The sequence below is a fragment of the Bradyrhizobium sp. ma5 genome, assembly GCF_042258955.1.
GTDB lineage: Bacteria > Pseudomonadota > Alphaproteobacteria > Rhizobiales > Xanthobacteraceae > Bradyrhizobium.
The window spans coordinates 8821814-8842500 of the sequence record NZ_CP170156.1 but is presented as its reverse complement, the minus strand read 5'-3'; the positions used below and the strand labels follow the sequence as shown (position 1 = coordinate 8842500).

The window sequence follows — 20687 nt, the reverse complement described above, 5'->3', positions numbered from 1 at the left end:
ACATCTCTCCGCTGTCATTCCGGGATGCGCCGCAAGGCGCAGGCCCGGAATCCATTTTGCCGCAGCGTCTATTGAGAGATGGATTCCGGGCTCGCGCTTCGCGCGCCCCGGAATGACGAGTTTGGGAAAGCGGCGCCCTATTTCTTCAGATGCTTCCCGAAAAATTCCATGCTGCGCGGCCAGGCGATGTCGGCGCTTGCCTTGTCGTAGCTTGCGCGCTCGTCGCAATGGAAGCCGTGCTGCGCGCCCGGATAGATGAAGACCTCGACCTCGGGCCGCTTCGATTTGATGGTCTCGACATCGCTCAAGGGAATGCCGGCATCCTTCTCGCCGAAATGCAGCTGCGTCGGCACGGTCGGCTTGTCGTCGGCGAAGCGGATGATGGCGCCGCCGTAATAGCCGATGGCGGCCGAGAGCCCGGTCAGCTTGGTGGCCGCCGCATAGGCGATGCTGCCGCCGAGGCAGAAGCCGATGATGCCGACCGGTCCGACCGACTTCACCGCGTCGATCGCCGCCTGGCTGTCGCGCAGCATCGCGGCAAAGTCCGGATTGGCGACGAATTTCCGCGCCTCGGCCACCTCATCCGGAGAGTAGCCGCTCTGGAAGTTCGGCGTGATGCGGTCGAAGATCGCCGGCGCAACCGCGACATAGCCTTCCTTCGCCAGCCGGTCGCAAACCGAGCGGATGTGGTGGTTGACGCCAAAGATCTCCTGGATCACCACGATCGCGCCCTTCGGCGCGCCGGCGGGATCGGTGCGATAGGCACCGAGTTCAAATCCGTCCGAAGCCTTGAGCTTGATGTCTTGTCCCATGGTCCATCCTTGTCACGTTGGGGGTTGCATGAAGGTCATCGATGATGAGGGCGCCTCATATTTTGAGCATGATCTCCGCGCAAACGCGTTCGCGTTTGTCGCGAGGGAAAACCGCTTCGCACTTTTCCGGATCATGCTCTAGCGCCACATCCAGTTCTCGCCCCAGTCGCCCTTCCAGCCGGCGAGCCGGCCCTTGCGGAATTGCAGATAGAGACGGTCATGGTGCGGGAACAGCCCGCTGCCGCCGAGGTCGCGGAAGGTCAGGAAGATCTCATTGCCGGGCCGCCCGCTGACATGGGTGAAGGGGGTGCCAAGCGCGCGCTGCGCGTCCGCGACGCCCATGCCGAACACCAGCGGTGTGTTGTTCGATAGCGTCGCGGTGAAGGTCGGCGTGGCCGGGTCGGCGAACGGCCGTAGCTTCTGGGCGTTCGCTGCGGTCGCTGCCGCCGTCAGCGACAAGGCGACGACAATCGTCTTCATGAGGCGGCCTTTCCCGGCGCGCCGGCTTCAAGGCTATCCAGGAACGGCAGCACGGCGGCAATGAACGCCTGCGGCTGATCGATGTTGACGGCATGGCCGGCGTTCGGAATCACCGCCTTCTGCGCACCCGGGATTTTCGCGGCCATGTAGTCGGACGCCGCCAGGAACGGCGTGTCGTCGGCGCCGACCACAACCAGCGATGGCACCTTGATCCCGGGCAATGACTCGATCACCCGCGCATCGCGTTGCGCCAGCATGCCGCGCGCGGCGAGCGCCAGACCCTTGGCATTGCGATGCGTGACCGACGCGCGCTCGGCACTCGCCGACTTCAGCACCTCGAGCCCCTCGCGATCGAAGCGGTCGCCGGTGTCGCGGGCACGCGTGTTCCAGACCTCGCGGGCGTCGTCCTTCTTGAATCCCGGGCCGGTGTCGATGATCAACAGCGCGCGCACCCGCTCCGGATGGGCGCGGTGGAAGGCGAGCGACATGTAGCCGCCGAGCGACAGACCGCCGACGATCGCCTTCTCGGCGCCGGCGGCGTCGAGCAGGGCGGCAATGTCGCCGACCGTCGCCGCCTCGCTATAAGCACCCGGACTGTCGGGATAGTCGGACTGGCCGTGCCCGCGCATGTCCCACAGGATCAGTTTGTGCCGCTTCGACAGCGCCTCGATCTGGCCCTGCCACATCGCAGACGTCGACGAATAGCCGTGGGTGAGGATCAGGGGCGGCCCGCTGCCGTGAATCTCGTAGTAGATATCGACGCCGCTGCGGTTGAGCTTGGCCATTGACGGGCTCCTTCTGTTGTCGATCTCAGGTCCGGCAGCGTTACCGACCTTGGTAGGAGGCATCGATACGGCATCAATACTGGCATTTCAAAAGCTTCATGCCGTTACCGCATTGCACAACGGGCAGTTTCCGAAATTTATTCCTTTCGAGCAATTCCAAATTGGATTGCCTCCAGCCGGGAACCGGATCATTGTTTCGGCAACTGTCGCTTACCCGGTGGGCGCCAGCCATGACCCAACAGTGAGTTGCCGCCGTAAGCGGCTGCCTACACCGGAAGGGGAGAGAGATGCCAAATCTCAATATCAACGGACGGAATATGTCCGTCGAGGCGGCCAATGACACGCCGCTGCTTTGGGTCATCCGCGAGCAATTGCAGATGACGGGCACCAAATTCGGTTGCGGCGCCGGTCTCTGTGGCGCCTGCACGGTTCACCTCAACGGCGAAGCGGTGCGGTCCTGCCAGACCTCGCTCGCCGACGCCGTCGGCAAGAAGATCACCACCATCGAAGGCCTCTCCGCCAAGGGCGAACATCCCTTGCAGAAGGCTTGGGTCGCCGAGCAGGTGCCGCAATGCGGCTACTGCCAGTCCGGCCAGATCATGCAGGCGGCAGCGCTGCTGTCGAAGAACACCAACCCGACGAAGGAAGAAGTGGTCGCGCATATGGACGGCAATCTCTGCCGTTGCATGACCTATTCACGAATCCAGAAGGCGATCATGCGCGCTGCGTCCGACATGCGCACCGCATCGGCCACCGGATCCGAGCGGAGGGCCACATGAACAAGCACGTGAAAGACCTCGCCCCCGAGACGACCGATCTCAGCCGCCGTTCCTTCCTGGTCGGCACCGCTGCAACCGGTCTCGTGCTCGGCTACGCCGCGTCCGGCATCGACCACGCGCTCGCGGCACCCGCGCCCGCTAACGTCGAGCCGAGCGTCTGGTACTCGATCGCGCCCGATGGTCTCGTCACCGTGACCTGCGGCAAGGCCGACATGGGCCAGCACGTCGCCTCGACGATGGCGCAGATCGTGGCCGAAGAGCTCGGCGCGAACTGGAAGGACATGCGGGTCCAGCTCGCATCCAACGATCCGAAGTTCAACGACCCCGTGCTGGGCGCGCAGATCACCGGCGGCAGCTGGTCGACGATGATGAACTTCGACGCCATGAGCCGCGCCGGCGCTGCCGGCCGTATCGCATTGACCGAGGCGGCGGCAGCCTCGATGGGCGTGCCGGCCAGCGAGCTGGTGGTGCGCGCGTCGACGATCAGCCATCCGAAGTCGAAGAAGTCGATGTCGTTTGCCGAGGTGGTGAAGAGCGGCAAGGCGACCAAGACCTTCACGGCGGATGATCTGAAGGCGATCAAGCTGAAGTCGGCCGACCAGTACACCATGATCGGCGTCTCGGTGCCGCAGCTCGACATTCCGTTGAAGGTCAACGGCACGGCCAAGTACGGCATCGACGTGATGCTGCCGGGCATGGTCTACGGCGCGCTGGTCACTCCGCCGGTCCGCTACGGCGCCACCGTGAAGTCGGTGGACGATAGCGCGGCCAAGAAGGTGCCGGGCTTCGTCAAGGCCGTCACCCTGGACGACAAGACCACAACCACGACCGGCTGGGTCGTCGCGGTCGCCAACACCTACGCCAACGCCAAGAAGGCGGCGGCGGCGCTGAAGATCGACTACGATGGCGGTCCGAACGCCAAACTGTCGAGCGAATCGCTGTTCGCCGAAGCCAAGCGGCTTCAGGGATTGAGCGATTCCGGTGAGTTCTTCGTCAAGGACGGCGATCCGAACGCGGCCTTCGGCACGGCGGCCAAGGTGCTCGAGGCGGAATACACCACCAACATCAACATCCACGCGCCGATGGAGCCGATGAACGCCACCGCGGAGTTCAAGGGCGACATCCTGCACATCTATTCCGGCAACCAGTTCGCGACGCGCTCCGGTGCGATCGCGGCCGGCGCCGCCGGGATCGATCCGAAGTTCGTGGTGATGCATCAGATGTGGCTGGGCGGCGGCTTCGGCCGGCGTCTCGACGCGGACATGATGGTGCCCGCGGTGCAGGCGGCCAAGGCCGTCGGCAAGCCGGTCAAGGTCATCTACACGCGCGAGAACGACATGACGATGGATTTCTCGCGTCCGCTGACCTACCAGAAAGTAAAGGCCGGCGTGGACGGCGACGGCAAGCTCGTCGCATTGAGCCACGATGTCGTCTCGGCCTGGCCGACCCAGCGTTGGGGCATCCCCGACTTCCTGTCGCCCTCGGTCGACAAGAAGGGACCGCTCGATGCGTTCACGGTGAACGGTTCGGACTTCTTCTACACCGTTCCCAACCACTATGTGCGGGCGATCAAGAACGAGATGGCCCACAACGCCACCCCGTCGGGTCAGCTCCGTTCGGTGGCGCCGGGCTGGACGTTCTGGGCGGTCGAAAGCATGGTCGACGAGATCGCGCATGCGACCGGCAAGGATCCGGCCCAGCTTCGCGTTGAACTGCTCGACGGCAAGGGCAAGAACGACGGCGGCGCGCAGCGTCTCCGTAACACCTTGCTCGCGGCGATGGGTCTCGCCGGCTACGGCACCAGGAAGCTGCCCAAGGGCGAAGGCATGGGCGTTGCCTGCGTGTCGTCGCAGGAGCGCGCCACGGCGAGCTGGACCGCCTGCGTCGCCCACGTCGCGGTCGCCCCCTCGGGCGAGGTGACGGTGAAGAAGCTGACGATTGCGACCGACGTTGGTACGCAAGTGAATCCCGACGGCATCCGGGCCCAGGTCGAGGGCGCGGCGCTGTGGGGCATGTCACTGGCGCTGTTCGAGAAGGCGACGTTGAAGGACGGCGGCATCGAGCAGACCAATTTCGACAGCTACACGCCGCTTCGGATGAGCCAGCTGCCGGAAGTCGCGGTCAACGTCATCGCCAATGGCGAGAAGGCGACCGGCGTCGGCGAGCCCGCAGTGACGGTGGTGGCGCCGGCGATCGGCAACGCCGTCTTCAACGCAGTCGGCGCCCGCGTCCGCGGCCTGCCGATCACCGCGGAGGCCGTCAAGGCTGCGATGAAGGCGTAACGGCCTGAACCAATGAAAACGCCGGAGAGCCTAACCGCTCTCCGGCGTTTTTCTTTGCTCCGGGCACCGGCCGGGTGGTGGCGGCGTCGACGCCTTTGACGCTGCAAAAATTCACGACTCGCCGACGCTGCAGCCGTCCGCTTGCATTTGCGGTGGGCCTGATTCTGCTGGCGGATTCCGCGGTTCCTCAAATTGTATCCATTGCGCTTAACCGCCGTTCAGCATCCCCATTAAGCCGGAGGGAACGCATCGTCAGGTAGCGTCCCGGCGTCGGTCGTTACCGCGACGGGGATTGCATGACAGCCTTAGCCAACAACCAGACTTCGAAGCGCCGCCTCCTGCTGGCGTCAGATCGAAGCGATCAGAGCAACGAACTCGCCAGCATCCTGCGCTCGGTGGGTGAGGTCGACACCGTTCCGACCTCGGATATTCCCGAGCAGCCGGCCCGCGATCTCTCCGGCATCGTGGTCGACATCAATCTGCGCTCGCCCGAAGCCGTGCAACTGGTCCGCGCCAAGCTGCAGACCGACGCCTATCGCGAGATGCCGCGGCTGTTCGTGTTGGCGGATGCGCTGCATCACGCCTCGATGCAGGCCTGGGCGCTCGGCGCCACCGACACGATCTCGCGGCCGTTCGACGCACGCGGCATCCTGCAGCGCATCCGCGCCGCGTTTCCCGACAACAGTGGCTATGACGAGACCGACCGCGGCAAGGCGCTCAATCGCGGCGTCGAGGCCGCGCATGGCGTGATGGTCAAGATGTTCGAGCGGATGCGCGCCGGCGAGCCGCTGAAGTTCGAGGACATCGTTGCCGCCGAAAACAAGATCCTGAAGGCGATCAAGCACAACTCGCTGCGTGAATGGTTGACCACGGTCGGCTGCCATCACCAGGAGACCTATCGCCACTGTCTGTTCGTGACCGGCTTTGCGGTGGCGTTCGCGCAGCATCTCGGCATGCGCGACGACGACCAGCGCCGGCTTGCCCGTGCCGCGCTGCTGCACGATGTCGGCAAGGCCTTCGTTCCGGTCGCGCTGCTCGACAAGCCCGGCGCTTTCACGGTCGAGGAAATGGCCGAGATGCGCGAGCATCCGCGCCGCGGCTATGAGGCGCTGTCGGCGCAGGGCGGCTTCCCGCCGGAAATGCTCGACGTGATCCTGCATCATCACGAATTCCTCGACGGCACCGGGTATCCGAACGGCCTCAGCGGCAACCAGATCAGCGATATCGTCCGTGTCACCACGATCGTCGATGTCTATGCCGCTCTGGTCGAGAAGCGCGCCTACCGGCTGCAATTCACCCACGCCAAGGCCTTCTCCATGATGGAGGAGATGGGCGGCAAGCTCGACCAGCAATTGCTGCAGGCGTTCCGCCCGGTGGCGTTCGGGCATTATTGAGCCTCGGCGTCATTGCTCCGCCACGCCGCGCAATAGCGTGTGTGGCGCGGCGTTTAGCCAATCAACGCAAGTCGCCCTCCTTACCTCCGCCTAGATTTCGGCGATCATCGGCGCGCGACCGGTGCTTGGGCAGGTGAGGACGATCATGGACACGGCAACGACCGGGGATTTTGATATCCCCGCCAATATCGCGGAAACCCTCGTCGATCCCGTCGCCTATGCCGACGACCGCATCCACGATAGCTATCGCTGGCTGCGCGCCAACAATCCGCTCGGCATCGCGCGCCCCGAGAAGTTCGACCCGTTCTGGGTGGTGACCAAGCACGCCCATATCCAGGCGATCAGCCGCCAGAACGATTTGTTCCACAATGCCGACCGGCCGACCACGCTGACGACGCAGGCGCTGGAGGAGCGGGTGCGCAAGATCACCGGCGGGCCCAATCTGGTGCGCTCGCTGGTCCAGATGGATGCGCCCGGCCATCCGAAATACCGCGCGCTGACGCAGGGCTGGTTCATGCCGGCCAATCTCGGCAAGTTCGAGGCCCGCGTCCGCGAGATCGCGCGCGCCACGGTGCAACGCATGCTCGACCGCGGCGGCGCCTGCGATTTTGTCGAGGACGTCGCGCTCGGCTATCCCCTGCATGTCATCATGGAGATCCTCGGCGTGCCCGAGGCGGACGAGCCGCGCATGCTCAAGCTGACGCAGGAGCTGTTCGGTCCGCAGGATCCCGACACCGCGCGCGTCCGCGACGCGCTGAGCGCCGAACAGGTCTCCGCGATGCTGCAGGCGATCATCGCCGACTTCTCCGCCTACTTCCGCAAGATCACCGAGGAACGTCGGCAGAACCCGCGCGACGATCTCGCCACCGTCATCGCCAATGCGAAGATCGGCGGCGACTACATGCCGGAGCACGATCAGACCAGCTACTACATGATCGTCGCGACCGCGGGCCACGACACCACCTCGTCCTCGACGGCGGGCGCGATCTGGGCATTGGCTCGGGACCCCGCCGAATTCGCCAAGGTGAAGGCCAACCCGGAATTGATCCCGGGCCTGGTCGACGAGTCGATCCGCTGGATGACGCCGGTCAAGCATTTCATGCGTTCGGCCACCGCGGATACCGAGCTCGGCGGCCGCAAGATCGCGAAGGGCGACTGGCTGATGCTGTGCTACGCCTCGGGCAATCGCGACGAGGACGTGTTCGAGGACCCCGATCGCTTCCGCAGCGACCGCAAGCCCAACCGCCACGTCGCGTTCGGTTACGGCGCGCATCTCTGCCTCGGCCAGTATCTCGCGAAGCTCGAGATGCGCATCCTGTTCGAGGAGCTGCTGCCGCACCTCAAATCGCTGTCGCTCGACGGCGAGGTGAAGATGACGCAGGCCTATTTTGTGAGTGGCCCAAAGAAGCTGCCGATCCGGTTTGAGGTGAATTGAGGTCTGCCCGTCATTGCGAGCGAAGCGAAGCAATCCATAGTTCCACACACGCGGCTGTATGGATTGCTTCGTCGCTTCGCTCCTCGCAATGACGGAGAAAGCCTCACTCCAGCATCTTCCTCAACTCGGCCTTCGCGACCTTCTCCAGCGTCGAGCGCGGCATCTCGTCGACGAAGCGGATCTCGCGCGGCACCTTAAAGTCGGCCAGCGCAGAGCGGCAGGCGGTCATGACCTTGTCGTGCAGGTCGGCGGGCAGTGCCGCGACGCCCGTTTGCGGGATGATGAAGACGACCGGCACCTCGTCCAGCATCGGATGCTTCTTCGCCACCACGGCGGCTTCGCGCACGCCCGGCACCACCGCGATCACCTGCTCGATCTCGGAGGCCGCGACGTTCTCGCCGCCGACCTTGAGCATGTCCTTGGAGCGATCGCCGAACTTGAGATAGCCGCGCTCCAGCATCGTGACGCGGTCGCCGGTGATGAAATAGCCGTGCTCGTCAAAGCTCTCGCGCGTCGCCTTCTCGTTGTGCAGATATTCGGCGAACAGCGACAGGCCGGGAATGCCCTTGATCAGGAGATTGCCGGTCTCGCCGACGGCGGTCGGCGCGCCGTCATCATTGGTGATGCGGATTTCGTATTCCGGCGCGGCGCGGCCGATCGACATCGGCGGGTTCGGCTGGTCGACCTCGCCGATGATGCCGTGGGTGATGGTCTCGGTCATGCCCCACCAGCCGATGATCTTGATGCCGAACACGGCGAATGCCGGCGGCTCGTTCACGGCAGTGCCCCAGAGGCGGAACTTGTGGTTCTTCGGAACCTCGTGCTCCAGCAGCGCCTTCATGCAGAACGGAATCGTCGAGGTCCACGTCGAGCCGTGCTCGAGCGCCACCGGCCAGAAGCGGCTCGCCGAGAAGCGCGGCTGGATCACGCAGGTCGAGCCGACCCACAGGCTCGCCAGCATCGAATAGGCCAGCGCGTTGGTGTGGAACAGCGGCAGATAGGTCTGGTGCACGTCCGTCGCGTGCAGGTCCTGATGCGCGGCGTTGATCTTGCCGCCCCACAGCGCGTTGGCATGCGTCCATAGTACCGCCTTTGGCCGCGACGTGGTCCCTGAGGTGTATTGCACGCTGCAGGGAGCGAGCGGATCGATCGGGCGCTTCGGCCGGTCGGCGCTGTCGGCGAACAGGGCGTCAAAGCTGTCGCCGCGGACGGGCGGCTGTGCCGGCGCTTGGCCCGCATCATGCGAGGTCACCGCGATCCAGCGCAGCCCCTTGCAGTTGGCAGATATCAGTTCGGCATAGGCCGGCTGGGTGATCGCGGCGACCGCGCCGCAATGGTCGGCAAAATATTCGATCTCGGCCGCAGCCGAGCGGGTGTTGGTGGTGACGGCAATGGCGCCGAGCTCGACACAGGCGAACCACGCCATGATCGCCTCGACGCAGTTGTCGAGATGGATCAGGACATAGTCGCCCTGCTTGATGCCGCGCCTGGCGAGGCCCGCCGCGAGCGCGCCGACGCGCTCATGGAATTCGCCGTAGCTCCAGCGCCGCGCCGGCGCATCGAACGGCGCCCAGATCAGGAACGGATGATCGCGGCGCACCTCGGCGCGCATCCTGAGCAGCCATGGCACGTCGAGCCCCGCAAACGGTCCCACGATGCCCGGCACTGGCTGTGAAGTCGTCATATGTCCTCCCGCGCAGCCTTGCCGGCCGCCATTGATCTTGGTTGAGATCAGTTCTGCCATCGGCGTGCGCCGAGAGCAAATCGGGATTTGCAAAGTGATCTTGCGCTGAAGCAATCCGTTCCGCCGCGCGGAACGGATGGATCTGTTCGCGCAGCCTGTCGTCGGGCGCGCATTCGCGCGAATGGTTCGCTCGCAGTGACGAACGACAGCTAGCTTGGATCCCTCTCATACGACGAGATCTCGATCAGGCTGCCGTCGGGGTCGCGGCAATAGACCGAGCGCAGCGTGCCGCGCGCGCCTTGCTTGGCGACGGGGCCTTCCTCGATCTTGACGCCATGGGCCTTCAGATGCGCGACCACCTGGTCAGGCGTGCTCGAGGTGAGGAAGCAGAGATCGTCGCTGCCGGCCGCTTCATGATCGGCGGTGAACCACTCCACCTTGTCGGCATCGCGCGGCCGCACATTGATCTTCTGGTTGCCGAACACCAGCGAGGTGCGCGGTGTCTTGCCCTTGCCGGGATCGAACACCTTCACCTCCATGCCGAGGATCCTGCTGTACCAGGCAACCGAGCGCACCACATCGGTGACATTGATCACGAGATGGTCGAGCCCATTCACCTTGACGGACATGATCGATCCTCTTCGGTCCGGAGCGTTGCAGCTTAGTCTTTCGTCGCGGTCGGTGTCGCACGTGTCGCACTGGCCGCTTCAGACATTGTTTGTTAAAACCGCGCCGCACGCAACGCAACAGAAACGGGCAGGGGTCAAACCCTGCGGGATTGGGAGAGACTTCATGATTTCACGCCGCGCCGCGCTGGGCCTGATCGGGTCGGGGATTTCGACATTCGCGATCGGCCGCGCTTCGGCTGCCGACTATCCGGCGCGACCGGTGCGCTGGATCGTGGGTTATCCGCCGGGCGGCGCCACCGACATCATTGCGCGGCTGATCGGGCAGCGGCTGTCGGAGAAGCTCGGCCAGCAGTTCGTGATCGAGAACAAGCCGGGCGCCGGCAACAATATCGGCACCGAAGCTGCGATCAATGCCGAGCCGGACGGCTACACCGTGCTGCTGGTCAATCCGGCGAACTACATCAACGCCTCGCTGTACGCCAATCTGAAGTTCAACTTCGTGCGCGACGTCGCGCCGGTTGCTTCCTTCAACCGCGTGCCGAACGTGATGACGGTCAACAAGGACGTGCCGGCGAAGAACGTCGCCGAGTTCATCGAGTATGTGAAGGCCAATCCCGGCAAGGTGAACATGGCCTCTTCCGGCAATGGCACCTCGGTGCACCTCTCCGGCGAGATGTTCATGTCGATGACCGGCTGCAAGATGCAGCACGTGCCATATCGCGGCGCCGCGCCTGCGATCACCGACATGCTCGGCGGCCAGGTGCAGGTGATCTTCGACAACATGCCTTCCATCATCCAGCACATCCGCTCCGGCTCGCTGCGCGCGCTCGGCGTGACGACGACGGAGCGCTCCTCGCAATTGCCTGATGTGCCGGCGATCGCCGAGACCGTGAAGGGCTATGAGGCGAGCGCGCTGTTCGGCATGGGCGCGCCGAAGAACACGCCGAAGGAGCTGATCGCCAGGCTCAACACCGAGATCAACGCCGTTCTCGCCGAACCCGATATGAGGAAGCGCCTGGTCGAGCTCGGCGGCGACTCGCTGATCCAGACGCCGGACGCCTTCGGCAACGACATCAAGGCCGAGACAGACAAGTGGAAGAAGGTGGTCGAGTTCGCCGGCCTCAAGGTCGAGTAGGGCCTTTGTATGTTCAGCTCCGCTGAACCGTGCTGGGCAGGTCTGATCCACGCAGCGATGCCTGTCCTGTGAGGCAATTGCCGGGCCTTGACGCGGAATAAAATGACCTTCAGGAACCTTACCCAAGATGCCGCGCTTTAACTGCGGCATCTGAGGAGGCGGATCATGCGCGCATCACAAATGGCAATGCTTTTCTTGGGAGCGATGACGCTTGCCGGTGCGGCGAGCATCAGGCCTGCTGCCGCCGATCCCTATGATTACCCGTGGTGCGCACAGGGCCCGAGCCTGGGCTATCCCGGTGAATGCGCCTATCAGACCTACGATCAGTGCCTTGCGAGCGTGTCCGGACGCTTTCTTGCTTGCGGAGAAAATCCGCGATTCCTGTTTCGCGAGCAGCTCGAGCCGGAGCAGCCTCGGCCGCATCGTCACCGGCATCGGCACCACCGGCAGTAGCCTCCGCTGGAAGGGCGCTGCTGCCGTCCGCCTGCGATCGTCCCAATCATCCGGCGTCGTGACGCCCCGGCTTTAACGTGATCGTGATGCCGGGCGCTTGACGCCGCGCCGTTTGCGTCTATACTAAACCACATGGTTAAGTATCAAGACGAGACGCTGGACCGTACCTTCGCGGCGCTTTCCGACCCCACCCGCCGCGCGCTGCTGGCGCGGCTCGGCGAGCAGGAAAGCCTGTCGGTGAGCGAACTGGCGCAGCCATTTGCGATGTCGTTGCCGGCGATCATGAAGCATCTCGACGTGCTCACGGATGCCGGCCTGGTCGCGCGCGAGAAGACCGGCCGCACGGTGGCCTGCCGGCTCACCGCGAGGCCAATGGAGCAAGCGATGAACTGGCTCAATCGCTATGCGCAATTCTGGTCCGACAATCTCGACCGCCTTGCCGCTTTTGTGGAGGAAGACCCATGGCAATCGAATCGGCAATTAAATCAGCAACCCAATCCGCAGCCGACGCCGGCCTTGCCGCGCGCCCAAGCCTCACCCTCACGCGGCGCCTCCGCGCCCGGCCGGAAAAAGTCTACGCCGCGTGGACCGAGCCGGAAAACCTAGTGCAGTGGTTCGGCCCGGGCCAGGTCAAGCCCGGCACGACACAGGCCGAGCTCGACGTCCGTGTCGGCGGACGCTACCGGATCAAGTTCACCGGCGCCAACGGCGAATATCACGAGGTCGGCGGCATCTATCGCGAGGTGGTGCCGAACGAGAGACTGGTGTTCAGCTGGGCCTGGCATTCGACGCCGGAGCGCGAGTCCGAGGTGACGGTGTCGATCAAGCCCGACGCCGGCGGCACGTTGCTCACCTTCCATCACGCGCAGTTCGTCGACGAGACCGCGCGCGACAACCACCAGCGCGGCTGGAACGAATTCCTCGGCAATCTCGTACAGTACGTCGACGCCTGAACCGCAAGGGAGCATCTCATGCAACAGCACAAGATCGTTTCACGCGACGAATGGATCGCGGCCCGCAAGGCGCTGATGGCCCGCGAGAAGGAACTCACCCAGGCCCGCGAAGCGCTGAGCCGGCAACGCCGCGAGCTGCCGTGGGTGAAGGTCGACAAGGACTATGTGTTCGACGGACCTGGTGGCAAGGTGACGCTCGGCGATCTCTTCAAGGGCAAGCCGCAGCTCGTGGTGCAACACGTGATGTTCGCGCCGGAGTGGGACGCAGCCTGCAAGAGCTGCTCGTTCTGGGTCGACGGCTTCGACCGCATGGCCCCGCATCTGGCGGCACGGGACACCACGATGATAGCGATTTCGCTTGCGCCGTTGGCCAAGCTCGAGGCGTTCAAGCAGCGGATGGGCTGGACCTTCGACTGGGTGTCGTCGGGCGCCAACGACTTCAACTACGACTACGGTGTGTCGTTCACGCAAGGCCAGATCGATGCCGGGGACGCGAAATACAATTATGGAACGACCCCGCTCTATGGTCCCGAACTGCCCGGCATCAGCGTGTTCTTCCGCGACGAGAAGGGCAGTGTGTTCCACACCTATTCGACCTTCGCGCGCGGCCTCGACATGATGAATGCGGCCTATCACTATCTCGATCTGACGCCGCTCGGCCGCCACGAGGAGGGGTTGCCCTATCCGATGGATTGGGTGCGGCTACGTGACCAGTACCAACCGGCGCCGGTTCAGGCATCCTGCTGTCATAGCTGATGCAGCATGTCATTCCGGGGCACGCGAAGCGTGAACCCGGAATCTCGAGGTTCCGGGTCTGGTCCTTCGGACCATCCCGGAACGACGGCAAGTCGTCGGCGCAAATTGCAACGACAGCAGGAATCTCTCCATGCCTTACGTCGATGGTTTCGTCGTCGCCGTGCCGAAGAAGAAACTCAAGGCCTATGCGCAGCTCTCGAAGATGGCCGGCAAGGTCTGGCGCGAACACGGCGCGCTGGATTATCGCGAATGGGTTGCCGACGACGTCAAGCCGGGCAAGCTGACGTCGTTTCCGCAGAGTGTGAAGCTGAAGGCCGGTGAAACGGTCGTGTTCGCCTGGATCACCTACAAGTCGCGCGCTCAGCGCGACAGGATCAATGCCAAGGTGATGGCCGACCCGCGCCTGGCGTCGTCGATGGATCCGAAGACGGCGCCATTCGACGTCAAGCGGATGATCTATGGCGGCTTTACCAGCCTGGTGAAGGTCTGAGGCGGCACGGTTTCGCCGCAATCCGCGCAGTAACCGGCCATTAAGCATCGCGCGGCAAGCGGCGCGGTGCCGCTTGCGTTTGCTTGGTGATCCCGTATACTTTGCATTGCAAAGTGCGGACGAATCATGCGCGACCTCGACAAGGCGTTGGCCGATATTCTCGCGATCCGCAGCCAGATTGCGGCCGGAACCGCATTCCGCGGCTACGGTCCGGCGACCGTCGCCGCCACCAGCGGTATCGCGCTCGTCACGGCGCTTGTGCAATATCTCTGGCTTGCCGATCCCACCGGTCATCCGATCGCATTCCTTGCGGGCTGGGCGGCCGCCGCGTTGCTGTCCGCGTTGCTGATCTGGATCGAGATGCAGGCGCGCTCGCGGCGGCATCATTCCGGCCTTGCGGACGCGATGGTCCAGCAGGCGATCGAGCAATTCGTTCCCGCTGTTATCGCCGGCGTGCTGCTCGCGATCCTGCAATGGAAATTCGCGCCCGAGACGCTGTGGATGCTGCCCGGCCTGTGGCAGGTGCTGGTCAGCCTCGGCGTGTTTGCCTCGGTTCGCCTGCTGCCGCGCACGATCGCGCTCGGCGGCGCCTGGTATTTCCTGTCGGGCTTCACGGTGCTGCTGATCGCAAGCCAGAGCCACGCCCTGTCGCCCTGGACCATGGGCCTGCCATTCGCGATCGGCCAGTTGCTGCTCGCAGCACTGTTGTATTTCGCTTCCGGAGGCAATGATGTCGAAGACTGACGTGACCACCGCGCCATTCGCCTATGATGGCCTCGACCGCGTCATCCACGAGAAGGCGCGGCTTGGATTATTGACCTCGTTGATGGCGCATCCGAAGGGGCTCGCCTTCGCCGATCTCAAGCAGCTTTGCGGCCTGACCGACGGTAATCTCAGCCGGCATCTGCAGGTGCTGCAGGAGGCCGGCCTCGTCGACGTCATCAAGGGCTATGAAGGCAATCGCCCGCACACCACCTGCCGTTTGACCAAGAGCGGTCGCCGCCGCTTCCTCGATTATCTCGCCGTGCTCGAGCAGCTGGTGCGCGACGCCGCCAAAGCCGCCGGCAAGCACGAAGGTGCGCCCGGACGGCTCGGCGTTCAGACGATTTGATTATGCCATTTTTTACCCGGAGACTTTGTGATGCAAAGTAATGTTGCGCTCAAGCCGATAGCCGCCGCGCGGCTCCATGTCGGTATCATCATGGACGGCAACGGCCGCTGGGCGACACGGCGCGGCCTGTCGCGTCTGCGCGGACATGAGGCGGGCGTCGAGGCGATCCGCCGCATTGTCGAGGCCGCGCCGGACCAGGGCGTCGGCACGCTGACGCTCTACGCGTTCTCGAGCGACAATTGGCGCCGTCCGAAGGCCGAAGTCACGGCGCTGATGGGGCTGCTGCGGTTCTACCTCGCCAACGAGATCGCAGCCCTGGTGCGCAACGGTGTTCGCCTCACCGTGATCGGTCGCCGCGACCGGTTGCCCGACGGCATCGCCGCCGCGATCACGCGCGCCGAGGCCGAGACCGCCGACGGCGCCACGCTGCATCTGCGCATCGCGATCGACTATTCGGCGCGCGACGCCATCCTGAACGCCGCCGCGCGCGCCGCCGGCGCAGGCCCGCTGGACCGCGAGGCTTTTGCCGATCTCATCACCGGCGAGCCCGGCCTGCGCGATGTCGACCTGATCATCCGCACCTCGGGCGAGAAACGGCTGTCGGACTTCCTGCTCTGGGAAGGCGCCTATGCCGAGCTGCATTTCACCGAACGGATGTGGCCCGAATTCGAGGCCGATGATCTCGCCGACGCGCTCGCTTCCTTCCATCGCCGCGAGCGCCGCTTCGGCGGGCTGACTGCGAGCGCACCGGCGGAGGTGCCGACTTTCTAGCGCACAGTTGCGCTTCCAATGGTTCCTAAAGCCCGGCCGGGGGGGTGGGCTCTCCTTACACAAGATGCGGGGACGAACGATCACGCCAACCAAAGCGGGAGCGATCATCCATGCGCATACCTCTCATCAACGTGCCGCATCCGGCGATCGGCAGCCGGATTCCCGACGACCATTTGCCGCCGCTCGGGCTGCTGTCGATCGGAGGTCCCCTGATCGATGACGGACATGAAGTCCGTCTTCTCGATGCCGAGTTCGGGCCGATGCCGCTTGCGGCGATCCTGGCGGAGGCATCGCGGTTTGCGCCGGATGCCGTGTTGTTCGGCCATTCCGGCTCGACCTCGGGCCATCCGGTCATCGCGCAAGTGGCGCAAGCGATCGTCAGGGCTGTGCCTGGGGCGCTGATCGTCTACGGCGGCGTATTCCCGACCTATCACTGGCGCGAGATCCTGCGCGAGGAGCCTTACGTCACCGCGATCGTGCGCGGCGAGGGCGAGGAGACCGCGCGCCGCCTGATGCGGGCGCTGGAATATGGCGGCGACCTCGGCGGCATCGACGGCATCGCATTTCGCGACGATGACGGACCGCGCGCCACGCGGCCCGCGCCTGTCATCCGCGATCTCGATGCCTATCGCGTCGGCTGGGAGTTGATCGATCACGCGCGCTACAGCTACTGGGGTGGACTGCGCGCCGTCGTGGTGCAGTTCTCACGCGGCTGTCCGCATCTGTGCAATTATTGCGGCCAGCGCGGCTTCTGGACGCGATGGCGGCACCGCGATCCCGCGCGGTTCGCCAGGGAGCTGGCACGGCTCCATCGCGAGCACGGCGTCAAGGTGATCAATTTCGCCGACGAGAATCCGACCGTCTCGAAGAAAGCCTGGCGCACGTTCCTCGAGGCCCTGATCGCTGAGAATGTCGATTTGATCCTGGTCGGCTCGACCCGCGCCGACGACATCGTCCGCGATGCCGACATCCTGCATCTCTACAAGAAGGCGGGCTGGCAGCGCTTCCTGCTCGGCATGGAGAACACCGACGAGAAGACGCTGGAGCTGATCCGCAAGGGCGCGACCACCACCATCGATCGCGACGCGATCCGCCTGTTGCGCCAGCACGGCATCCTGTCGATGGCGACCTGGGTGGTCGGCTTCGAGGAGGAGACCGATCGCGATCACTGGCGCGGCCTGCGGCAGTTGCTGTCCTACGATCCCGATCAGATCCAGATGCTCTACGTCACGCCGCATCGCTGGACGCCGTATTTCCGTCTCGCGGCAGAACGGCGCGTCATTCAGACCGATCGCAGGCTCTGGGACTACAAGCATCAGGTGCTGGCGACGCGGCATATGCCGCCATGGCGGGTACTGCTCTGGTTCAAGTTCACCGAGATGGTGCTGCAATGTCGCCCGAAGGCCTTGCTCCGCGTGCTGTTTCATCGCGACGCCGGGCTTCGTCATGCGATGCGCTGGTACACGCAGATGGGACGCCGGGTCTGGCCGCACGAGATTCTCGGCTTCCTGCGCGCCCGCAGATTGAAGCACGGGCCGACGGTGCGGGAATTTTTGGGCGCGCCGCAGGATATGGAAGAGGAATCGATGTCGTCGCAGCGGCCCGAGCGCCGCGTCGGCACATCACACGCAGCGTAAATCGATACCGTCGTGCCGTCTTCTGGATAACTGGCGCTGATGACTGGACGCCTGAGTCATCAGCGCGATAATTTCCAGATCGGCTGCGCAGAACAAAAAGAACCGTGGCGGTCGAGGCTTTGAGTTGAGCATACAGGTTGCGATTCTAAAAATATTGGCCAGTCACGTCAGCGGCAGGGCCACGCTCGATTCACTCAAGCATGACCTCGCTATCCTTGCGTCGAGCGGCGACGATTGGCATACGCGGATCAAGCGTTTGGCGTCGCGGGTTCCCGAACTCGACATCTTTAGCAATCGCTATGTGCTGCGTGACGTCGAAGGCTGGGAGATCACAGCGGCCGGCCGCGAGTTCCTGTGTACGCTGGAGGCCGTCACGCAAGACAATCTGCCGCCTGCGCCATTGGCCGAGTCTGCGATCCGCGAAGAAGGCAAGCTGATCGTGGTCGGTCACCGCTTCAGGAACAAGGCGCGGCCGCAGCGTGACCCGGAGCCGAGTGCATCGGTGCGCCGCCGGCCGTTCCGCGAGCCGCGTTGAACCTCATGGCCCTGCGCGCGACCTAACTTCGGGACGTGGCTCTGGAGGTCGCAAATGACTGCTTTGGCTCAATCGATCGCACGCGTGTTTCCGGCCAATTCGCTTCGGAGCAATATCGCCCGGCATGTCCTGCTGTTCGCCTTTGCGATCCTGTTCGTCGCGGTGCTCAGGGCGAGCTATGGCCTCGATCTCAGCGCGGGTTTCTTCTGATTTTTCCGGCGGCGCGTCACACTGGGTTAACCGGACCGGGATAGCTAGGTGCACGCTTCCTTGCATCTCGAACCCGGGCCGACCCTCCATGGACAAGCCGATGCGCTGCCAATGCGGCAGGACGCGCACCATTGTGCTCGACAAGCATTTTCGGACCGCGCTGGTTTGCCCCAAATGCGATGAGATCGAGCTGGCCCGGCCGGCCGAGCCGGAGGAAGAGGTATTGACCGAGCGATAGCGCGATGGGGTTCGACCTACATCGCGCTCCAGCTCGTTGTTTAAGCATGATCTTCCGGAAAGCCGCTTCGCACTTTTCCGGATCATGCTCGACCGCGGTCGTTTTCGGCGCCGAAACACGCTAGGTTCCGTCTGACGAAACGGACCCAAGCGAAACCCAATGCCGCATCCTTCCAATACACCCGCCGTTACCCTTGCTGACGTAACTCTCGCCGACGTGCGCCGTGCCGCCGACGTGATCCGGGATTCGGTCATGGTTACGGCGTGCAACGAGAGCCGTACGCTGGGCGAGATTTGCGGCTGCCGCCTGTTCCTCAAATTCGAGAACCTGCAGTTCACCTCGACCTTCAAGGAGCGCGGGGCGCTGAACCGGCTGCAGGCGCTTTCCCCCGAGGAGCGCAAGCGCGGGGTGATCGCGATGTCGGCCGGCAATCACGCCCAGGGCGTCGCCTATCACGCCAAGCGGCTCGGTATCCCCGCCACCATCGTGATGCCGGTGGGCACGCCGATGGTGAAGATCGAGAACACCAGGCGGCACGGCGCCGAGGTCATCATCACCGGGCAGACGCTGGAAGAGTGCTTCGCGTTCGTCGGCGCGCATGCCGGAGAGCGCGGCCTGATCCTGGTCCATCCCTATGACGATCCGCTGATCATTGCCGGACAAGGCACGATCGGGCTCGAAATGCTTGAGGCGGTGCCGGAGCTCGATATCCTGGTGGTGCCGATCGGTGGCGGCGGGCTGATCTCGGGCATCGCCACCGCCGCGAAGGCGATCAAGCCGTCGGTGCAGGTGATCGGCGTGCAGGCCCAGCTCTATCCGTCGATGTACAATGCCGTCAAAGGCGCGCAGCTGCCGATGCGGGGCGATACGCTCGCCGAGGGCATCGCCGTCAAGGCGCCGGGGCGGATCACCACCAAAATTGTTCGCGAACTCGTCGACGACATCGTCCTGGTCAGCGAGGATCAGATCGAGCGCGCGGTCGCGACCCTGATCTCGATCGAGAAGACGGTGGTCGAGGGCGCCGGCGCCGCCGGCCTTGCGGCGGTGCTCGCGGCACCCGGGCGCTTTGCTGGCCGCAATGTCGGCCTCGTGCTGACCGGCGGCAATATCGACACCAGGCTGATCGCTTCGGTGCTGACCCGCGAACTGGCGCGCGAGGGACGGCTGACGCAGCTGGCGCTCGACATTGTCGACCGGCCCGGCCAGCTCGCGGCGGTGTCGATCCTGCTGGCGGATGCCGGCGCCAACATCATCGAGGTCTCGCACCAGCGCACCTTCTCCGACCTGCCGGCCAAGGCGACGCTGCTCGAACTCGTGATCGAAACCCGCGACCGCGCGCATCTGGAAGAGGTGCTGACGAGGCTCGGCGCCGAAGGATTTGTCGTGCACGAGAGGTAATCGACGCCGTACCCACCCGCGATCGAAGCATGTAATCCGTCATCCTGAGGAGCGCCAACGGGTCCGCGCGAAGCGCGGCCCGATGACAGGCTCCGCGCGTCTCGAAGGATGCACGGCCACCAGCCGGGCCCGTCGATCCTTCGAGACGGCCGCTTCGCGGCCTCCTCAGGATGACGGGTGGTAGGCCGGCGAGCTACGATTAGTCATCGCCCGCCGCCAGCTCGGCGAGCTTCGTGATCGTGTTGATATTCCGCGCGGTGCCGTTGGCTGCGGCGGGGATCTTCAGCTTCGAGCGGCCCATGCCGCTGCCATAGGCGACATAGATCTCGCGCTTGCCGAGCCGCATCTGCTCGTCCTGCTGGCCCTTGACGTCCTTCAAGGCATCCTTGGGCGGCGGCTCGTCGAGGAAGATCGCGACCGTCGTGTTCGGCGGCGCTTTCGGAAACGGATTGGCCTTCAGCACCGCGGCGATCTCGTCCGCGCTCCGCACCGCGACGCCCACCGGCTTGCCGGCATAGGCGTGCAGCCGCTGCTCCAGCGCGGCCTTGACCTTGGGCGCGCCGAGCTTCGAGGAGAACACGACATTGCCGCTGGCGATATAGGTCTGCACGTCGGCAAATCCCGCATCGACGCACATCGCCTTCAACTCGGTCATCGGCAGCTTGCCGGTGCCGCCGACATTGACCGCGCGCAACAAGGCGACGTAACGCGGCATCACGA

Annotated in this window: 24 protein-coding genes; 18 read left to right on the top strand and 6 right to left on the bottom strand. The window is 64.5% G+C overall.

Going from position 1 to position 20687, the window contains the following annotated elements:
- Positions 1 to 137: 137 nt before the first annotated feature.
- The 3 genes from ACE103_RS41800 to ACE103_RS41790 all read right to left on the bottom strand — a co-directional run bounded on the left by ACE103_RS41800 (position 138) and on the right by ACE103_RS41790 (position 2077).
- Entirely contained in the window at positions 138 to 812 is a 675-nt protein-coding gene (locus tag ACE103_RS41800) for a dienelactone hydrolase family protein (protein ID WP_375777689.1), read from the bottom strand.
- A gap of 138 nt (positions 813 to 950) precedes the next feature.
- Positions 951 to 1292: a hypothetical protein gene (locus tag ACE103_RS41795; protein WP_375777688.1), complete on the bottom strand. Its 342-nt coding sequence runs from the start codon at positions 1290 to 1292 to the stop codon at positions 951 to 953.
- Positions 1289 to 2077 carry an alpha/beta fold hydrolase gene (locus ACE103_RS41790; RefSeq protein WP_375777687.1) on the bottom strand — a complete coding sequence of 263 codons (789 nt, stop codon included), beginning with the start codon at positions 2075 to 2077 and terminating at the stop codon, positions 1289 to 1291. The genes ACE103_RS41795 and ACE103_RS41790 overlap by 4 nt, the downstream gene beginning before the upstream one ends.
- A 287-nt stretch (positions 2078 to 2364) precedes the next feature.
- On the opposite strand from ACE103_RS41790, the gene ACE103_RS41785 reads away from it, so the two are divergent.
- From ACE103_RS41785 to ACE103_RS41770, 4 genes are all read left to right on the top strand, one after another.
- A complete protein-coding gene (locus tag ACE103_RS41785; protein WP_050425001.1) occupies positions 2365 to 2856 on the top strand; it encodes a (2Fe-2S)-binding protein in 492 nt (163 codons plus the stop codon).
- Complete coding sequence (locus ACE103_RS41780) at positions 2853 to 5138, top strand: molybdopterin cofactor-binding domain-containing protein (RefSeq protein WP_375777686.1); 2286 nt, start codon at positions 2853 to 2855, stop codon at positions 5136 to 5138. Before ACE103_RS41785 ends, ACE103_RS41780 begins: the two co-directional genes overlap by 4 nt.
- A 296-nt stretch (positions 5139 to 5434) precedes the next feature.
- Entirely contained in the window at positions 5435 to 6532 is a 1098-nt protein-coding gene (locus tag ACE103_RS41775) for an HD domain-containing protein (protein ID WP_223971722.1), read from the top strand.
- A 145-nt stretch (positions 6533 to 6677) separates the two neighbouring features.
- Positions 6678 to 7967, top strand: a complete 1290-nt coding sequence (locus ACE103_RS41770) for a cytochrome P450 (RefSeq protein ID WP_375777685.1) — start codon at positions 6678 to 6680, stop codon at positions 7965 to 7967.
- 103 nt (positions 7968 to 8070) lie between these two features.
- Here the strand turns inward: ACE103_RS41770 and ACE103_RS41765 are convergent, their stop codons facing one another.
- Both ACE103_RS41765 and ACE103_RS41760 read right to left on the bottom strand, forming a co-directional pair.
- Complete coding sequence (locus ACE103_RS41765) at positions 8071 to 9651, bottom strand: AMP-binding protein (protein WP_375777684.1); 1581 nt, start codon at positions 9649 to 9651, stop codon at positions 8071 to 8073.
- 209 nt (positions 9652 to 9860) lie between these two features.
- A complete protein-coding gene (locus ACE103_RS41760; protein WP_223971732.1) occupies positions 9861 to 10280 on the bottom strand; it encodes a VOC family protein in 420 nt (139 codons plus the stop codon).
- A 163-nt stretch (positions 10281 to 10443) separates the two neighbouring features.
- Between ACE103_RS41760 and ACE103_RS41755 the strand changes: the two genes are divergently transcribed.
- From ACE103_RS41755 to ACE103_RS41690, 14 genes are all read left to right on the top strand, one after another.
- Entirely contained in the window at positions 10444 to 11415 is a 972-nt protein-coding gene (locus ACE103_RS41755; RefSeq protein WP_375777683.1) for a Bug family tripartite tricarboxylate transporter substrate binding protein, read from the top strand.
- 165 nt (positions 11416 to 11580) lie between these two features.
- Positions 11581 to 11868, top strand: coding sequence for a DUF3551 domain-containing protein (locus ACE103_RS41750; RefSeq protein ID WP_375777682.1), 288 nt, complete (start codon positions 11581 to 11583; stop codon positions 11866 to 11868).
- A 132-nt stretch (positions 11869 to 12000) separates the two neighbouring features.
- Complete coding sequence (locus ACE103_RS41745) at positions 12001 to 12474, top strand: helix-turn-helix transcriptional regulator (RefSeq protein ID WP_223971738.1); 474 nt, start codon at positions 12001 to 12003, stop codon at positions 12472 to 12474.
- Complete coding sequence (locus ACE103_RS41740; RefSeq protein ID WP_223971740.1) at positions 12474 to 12821, top strand: SRPBCC domain-containing protein; 348 nt, start codon at positions 12474 to 12476, stop codon at positions 12819 to 12821. The genes ACE103_RS41745 and ACE103_RS41740 overlap by 1 nt, the downstream gene beginning before the upstream one ends.
- An 18-nt stretch (positions 12822 to 12839) precedes the next feature.
- Positions 12840 to 13577, top strand: coding sequence for a DUF899 domain-containing protein (locus ACE103_RS41735; protein ID WP_375777681.1), 738 nt, complete (start codon positions 12840 to 12842; stop codon positions 13575 to 13577).
- A gap of 130 nt (positions 13578 to 13707) precedes the next feature.
- Positions 13708 to 14067 carry a DUF1428 domain-containing protein gene (locus tag ACE103_RS41730; RefSeq protein ID WP_298370426.1) on the top strand — a complete coding sequence of 120 codons (360 nt, stop codon included), beginning with the start codon at positions 13708 to 13710 and terminating at the stop codon, positions 14065 to 14067.
- A 126-nt stretch (positions 14068 to 14193) separates the two neighbouring features.
- Positions 14194 to 14811: a hypothetical protein gene (locus ACE103_RS41725; protein ID WP_375777680.1), complete on the top strand. Its 618-nt coding sequence runs from the start codon at positions 14194 to 14196 to the stop codon at positions 14809 to 14811.
- The gene (locus tag ACE103_RS41720) at positions 14798 to 15178 is read left to right on the top strand and encodes a transcriptional regulator (RefSeq protein ID WP_223971751.1); all 381 of its coding nucleotides are present in this window, start codon (positions 14798 to 14800) and stop codon (positions 15176 to 15178) included. The genes ACE103_RS41725 and ACE103_RS41720 overlap by 14 nt, the downstream gene beginning before the upstream one ends.
- Positions 15179 to 15208: 30 nt before the next feature.
- Positions 15209 to 15949 (top strand): di-trans,poly-cis-decaprenylcistransferase, encoded by a 741-nt coding sequence (locus ACE103_RS41715; protein ID WP_223971754.1) that lies wholly within the window; start codon positions 15209 to 15211, stop codon positions 15947 to 15949.
- Positions 15950 to 16059: 110 nt separating this feature from the next.
- The gene (gene bchE, locus ACE103_RS41710) at positions 16060 to 17586 is read left to right on the top strand and encodes a magnesium-protoporphyrin IX monomethyl ester anaerobic oxidative cyclase (RefSeq protein ID WP_375777679.1); all 1527 of its coding nucleotides are present in this window, start codon (positions 16060 to 16062) and stop codon (positions 17584 to 17586) included.
- A 124-nt stretch (positions 17587 to 17710) separates the two neighbouring features.
- Complete coding sequence (locus tag ACE103_RS41705) at positions 17711 to 18121, top strand: aminoacyl-tRNA deacylase (protein ID WP_375777678.1); 411 nt, start codon at positions 17711 to 17713, stop codon at positions 18119 to 18121.
- Between the two features lie 54 nt (positions 18122 to 18175).
- Positions 18176 to 18331, top strand: a complete 156-nt coding sequence (locus ACE103_RS41700) for a response regulator (protein ID WP_223971763.1) — start codon at positions 18176 to 18178, stop codon at positions 18329 to 18331.
- Positions 18332 to 18419: 88 nt separating this feature from the next.
- Positions 18420 to 18569 carry a hypothetical protein gene (locus ACE103_RS41695; RefSeq protein ID WP_375777677.1) on the top strand — a complete coding sequence of 50 codons (150 nt, stop codon included), beginning with the start codon at positions 18420 to 18422 and terminating at the stop codon, positions 18567 to 18569.
- 159 nt (positions 18570 to 18728) lie between these two features.
- Positions 18729 to 19967, top strand: coding sequence for a threonine ammonia-lyase (locus ACE103_RS41690; protein ID WP_375777676.1), 1239 nt, complete (start codon positions 18729 to 18731; stop codon positions 19965 to 19967).
- 199 nt (positions 19968 to 20166) lie between these two features.
- On the opposite strand, the gene ACE103_RS41685 is transcribed toward ACE103_RS41690, so the two are convergent.
- Positions 20167 to 20682 (bottom strand): DUF1697 domain-containing protein, encoded by a 516-nt coding sequence (locus tag ACE103_RS41685; RefSeq protein ID WP_375777675.1) that lies wholly within the window; start codon positions 20680 to 20682, stop codon positions 20167 to 20169.
- Positions 20683 to 20687: the final 5 nt, after the last annotated feature.

Excerpts from the sequence above, each read along its gene's own strand:
- ACE103_RS41695 (WP_375777677.1), top strand. The coding sequence starts at position 18,420 with ATGGACAAGCCGATGCGCTGCCAATGCGGCAGGACGCGCACCATTGTG.
- ACE103_RS41685 (WP_375777675.1), bottom strand. The coding sequence starts at position 20,682 with ATGCCGCGTTACGTCGCCTTGTTGCGCGCGGTCAATGTCGGCGGCACC.
- ACE103_RS41720 (WP_223971751.1), top strand. The coding sequence starts at position 14,798 with ATGTCGAAGACTGACGTGACCACCGCGCCATTCGCCTATGATGGCCTC.
- ACE103_RS41745 (WP_223971738.1), top strand. The coding sequence starts at position 12,001 with ATGGTTAAGTATCAAGACGAGACGCTGGACCGTACCTTCGCGGCGCTT.
- ACE103_RS41755 (WP_375777683.1), top strand. The coding sequence starts at position 10,444 with ATGATTTCACGCCGCGCCGCGCTGGGCCTGATCGGGTCGGGGATTTCG.
- bchE (WP_375777679.1), top strand. The coding sequence starts at position 16,060 with ATGCGCATACCTCTCATCAACGTGCCGCATCCGGCGATCGGCAGCCGG.
- ACE103_RS41790 (WP_375777687.1), bottom strand. The coding sequence starts at position 2,077 with ATGGCCAAGCTCAACCGCAGCGGCGTCGATATCTACTACGAGATTCAC.
- ACE103_RS41770 (WP_375777685.1), top strand. The coding sequence starts at position 6,678 with ATGGACACGGCAACGACCGGGGATTTTGATATCCCCGCCAATATCGCG.
- ACE103_RS41730 (WP_298370426.1), top strand. The coding sequence starts at position 13,708 with ATGCCTTACGTCGATGGTTTCGTCGTCGCCGTGCCGAAGAAGAAACTC.
- ACE103_RS41780 (WP_375777686.1), top strand. The coding sequence starts at position 2,853 with ATGAACAAGCACGTGAAAGACCTCGCCCCCGAGACGACCGATCTCAGC.
- ACE103_RS41800 (WP_375777689.1), bottom strand. The coding sequence starts at position 812 with ATGGGACAAGACATCAAGCTCAAGGCTTCGGACGGATTTGAACTCGGT.
- ACE103_RS41765 (WP_375777684.1), bottom strand. The coding sequence starts at position 9,651 with ATGACGACTTCACAGCCAGTGCCGGGCATCGTGGGACCGTTTGCGGGG.
- ACE103_RS41775 (WP_223971722.1), top strand. The coding sequence starts at position 5,435 with ATGACAGCCTTAGCCAACAACCAGACTTCGAAGCGCCGCCTCCTGCTG.
- ACE103_RS41750 (WP_375777682.1), top strand. The coding sequence starts at position 11,581 with ATGCGCGCATCACAAATGGCAATGCTTTTCTTGGGAGCGATGACGCTT.
- ACE103_RS41700 (WP_223971763.1), top strand. The coding sequence starts at position 18,176 with ATGACTGCTTTGGCTCAATCGATCGCACGCGTGTTTCCGGCCAATTCG.
- ACE103_RS41725 (WP_375777680.1), top strand. The coding sequence starts at position 14,194 with ATGCGCGACCTCGACAAGGCGTTGGCCGATATTCTCGCGATCCGCAGC.
- ACE103_RS41785 (WP_050425001.1), top strand. The coding sequence starts at position 2,365 with ATGCCAAATCTCAATATCAACGGACGGAATATGTCCGTCGAGGCGGCC.
- ACE103_RS41715 (WP_223971754.1), top strand. The coding sequence starts at position 15,209 with ATGCAAAGTAATGTTGCGCTCAAGCCGATAGCCGCCGCGCGGCTCCAT.
- ACE103_RS41760 (WP_223971732.1), bottom strand. The coding sequence starts at position 10,280 with ATGTCCGTCAAGGTGAATGGGCTCGACCATCTCGTGATCAATGTCACC.
- ACE103_RS41690 (WP_375777676.1), top strand. The coding sequence starts at position 18,729 with ATGCCGCATCCTTCCAATACACCCGCCGTTACCCTTGCTGACGTAACT.
- ACE103_RS41795 (WP_375777688.1), bottom strand. The coding sequence starts at position 1,292 with ATGAAGACGATTGTCGTCGCCTTGTCGCTGACGGCGGCAGCGACCGCA.
- ACE103_RS41735 (WP_375777681.1), top strand. The coding sequence starts at position 12,840 with ATGCAACAGCACAAGATCGTTTCACGCGACGAATGGATCGCGGCCCGC.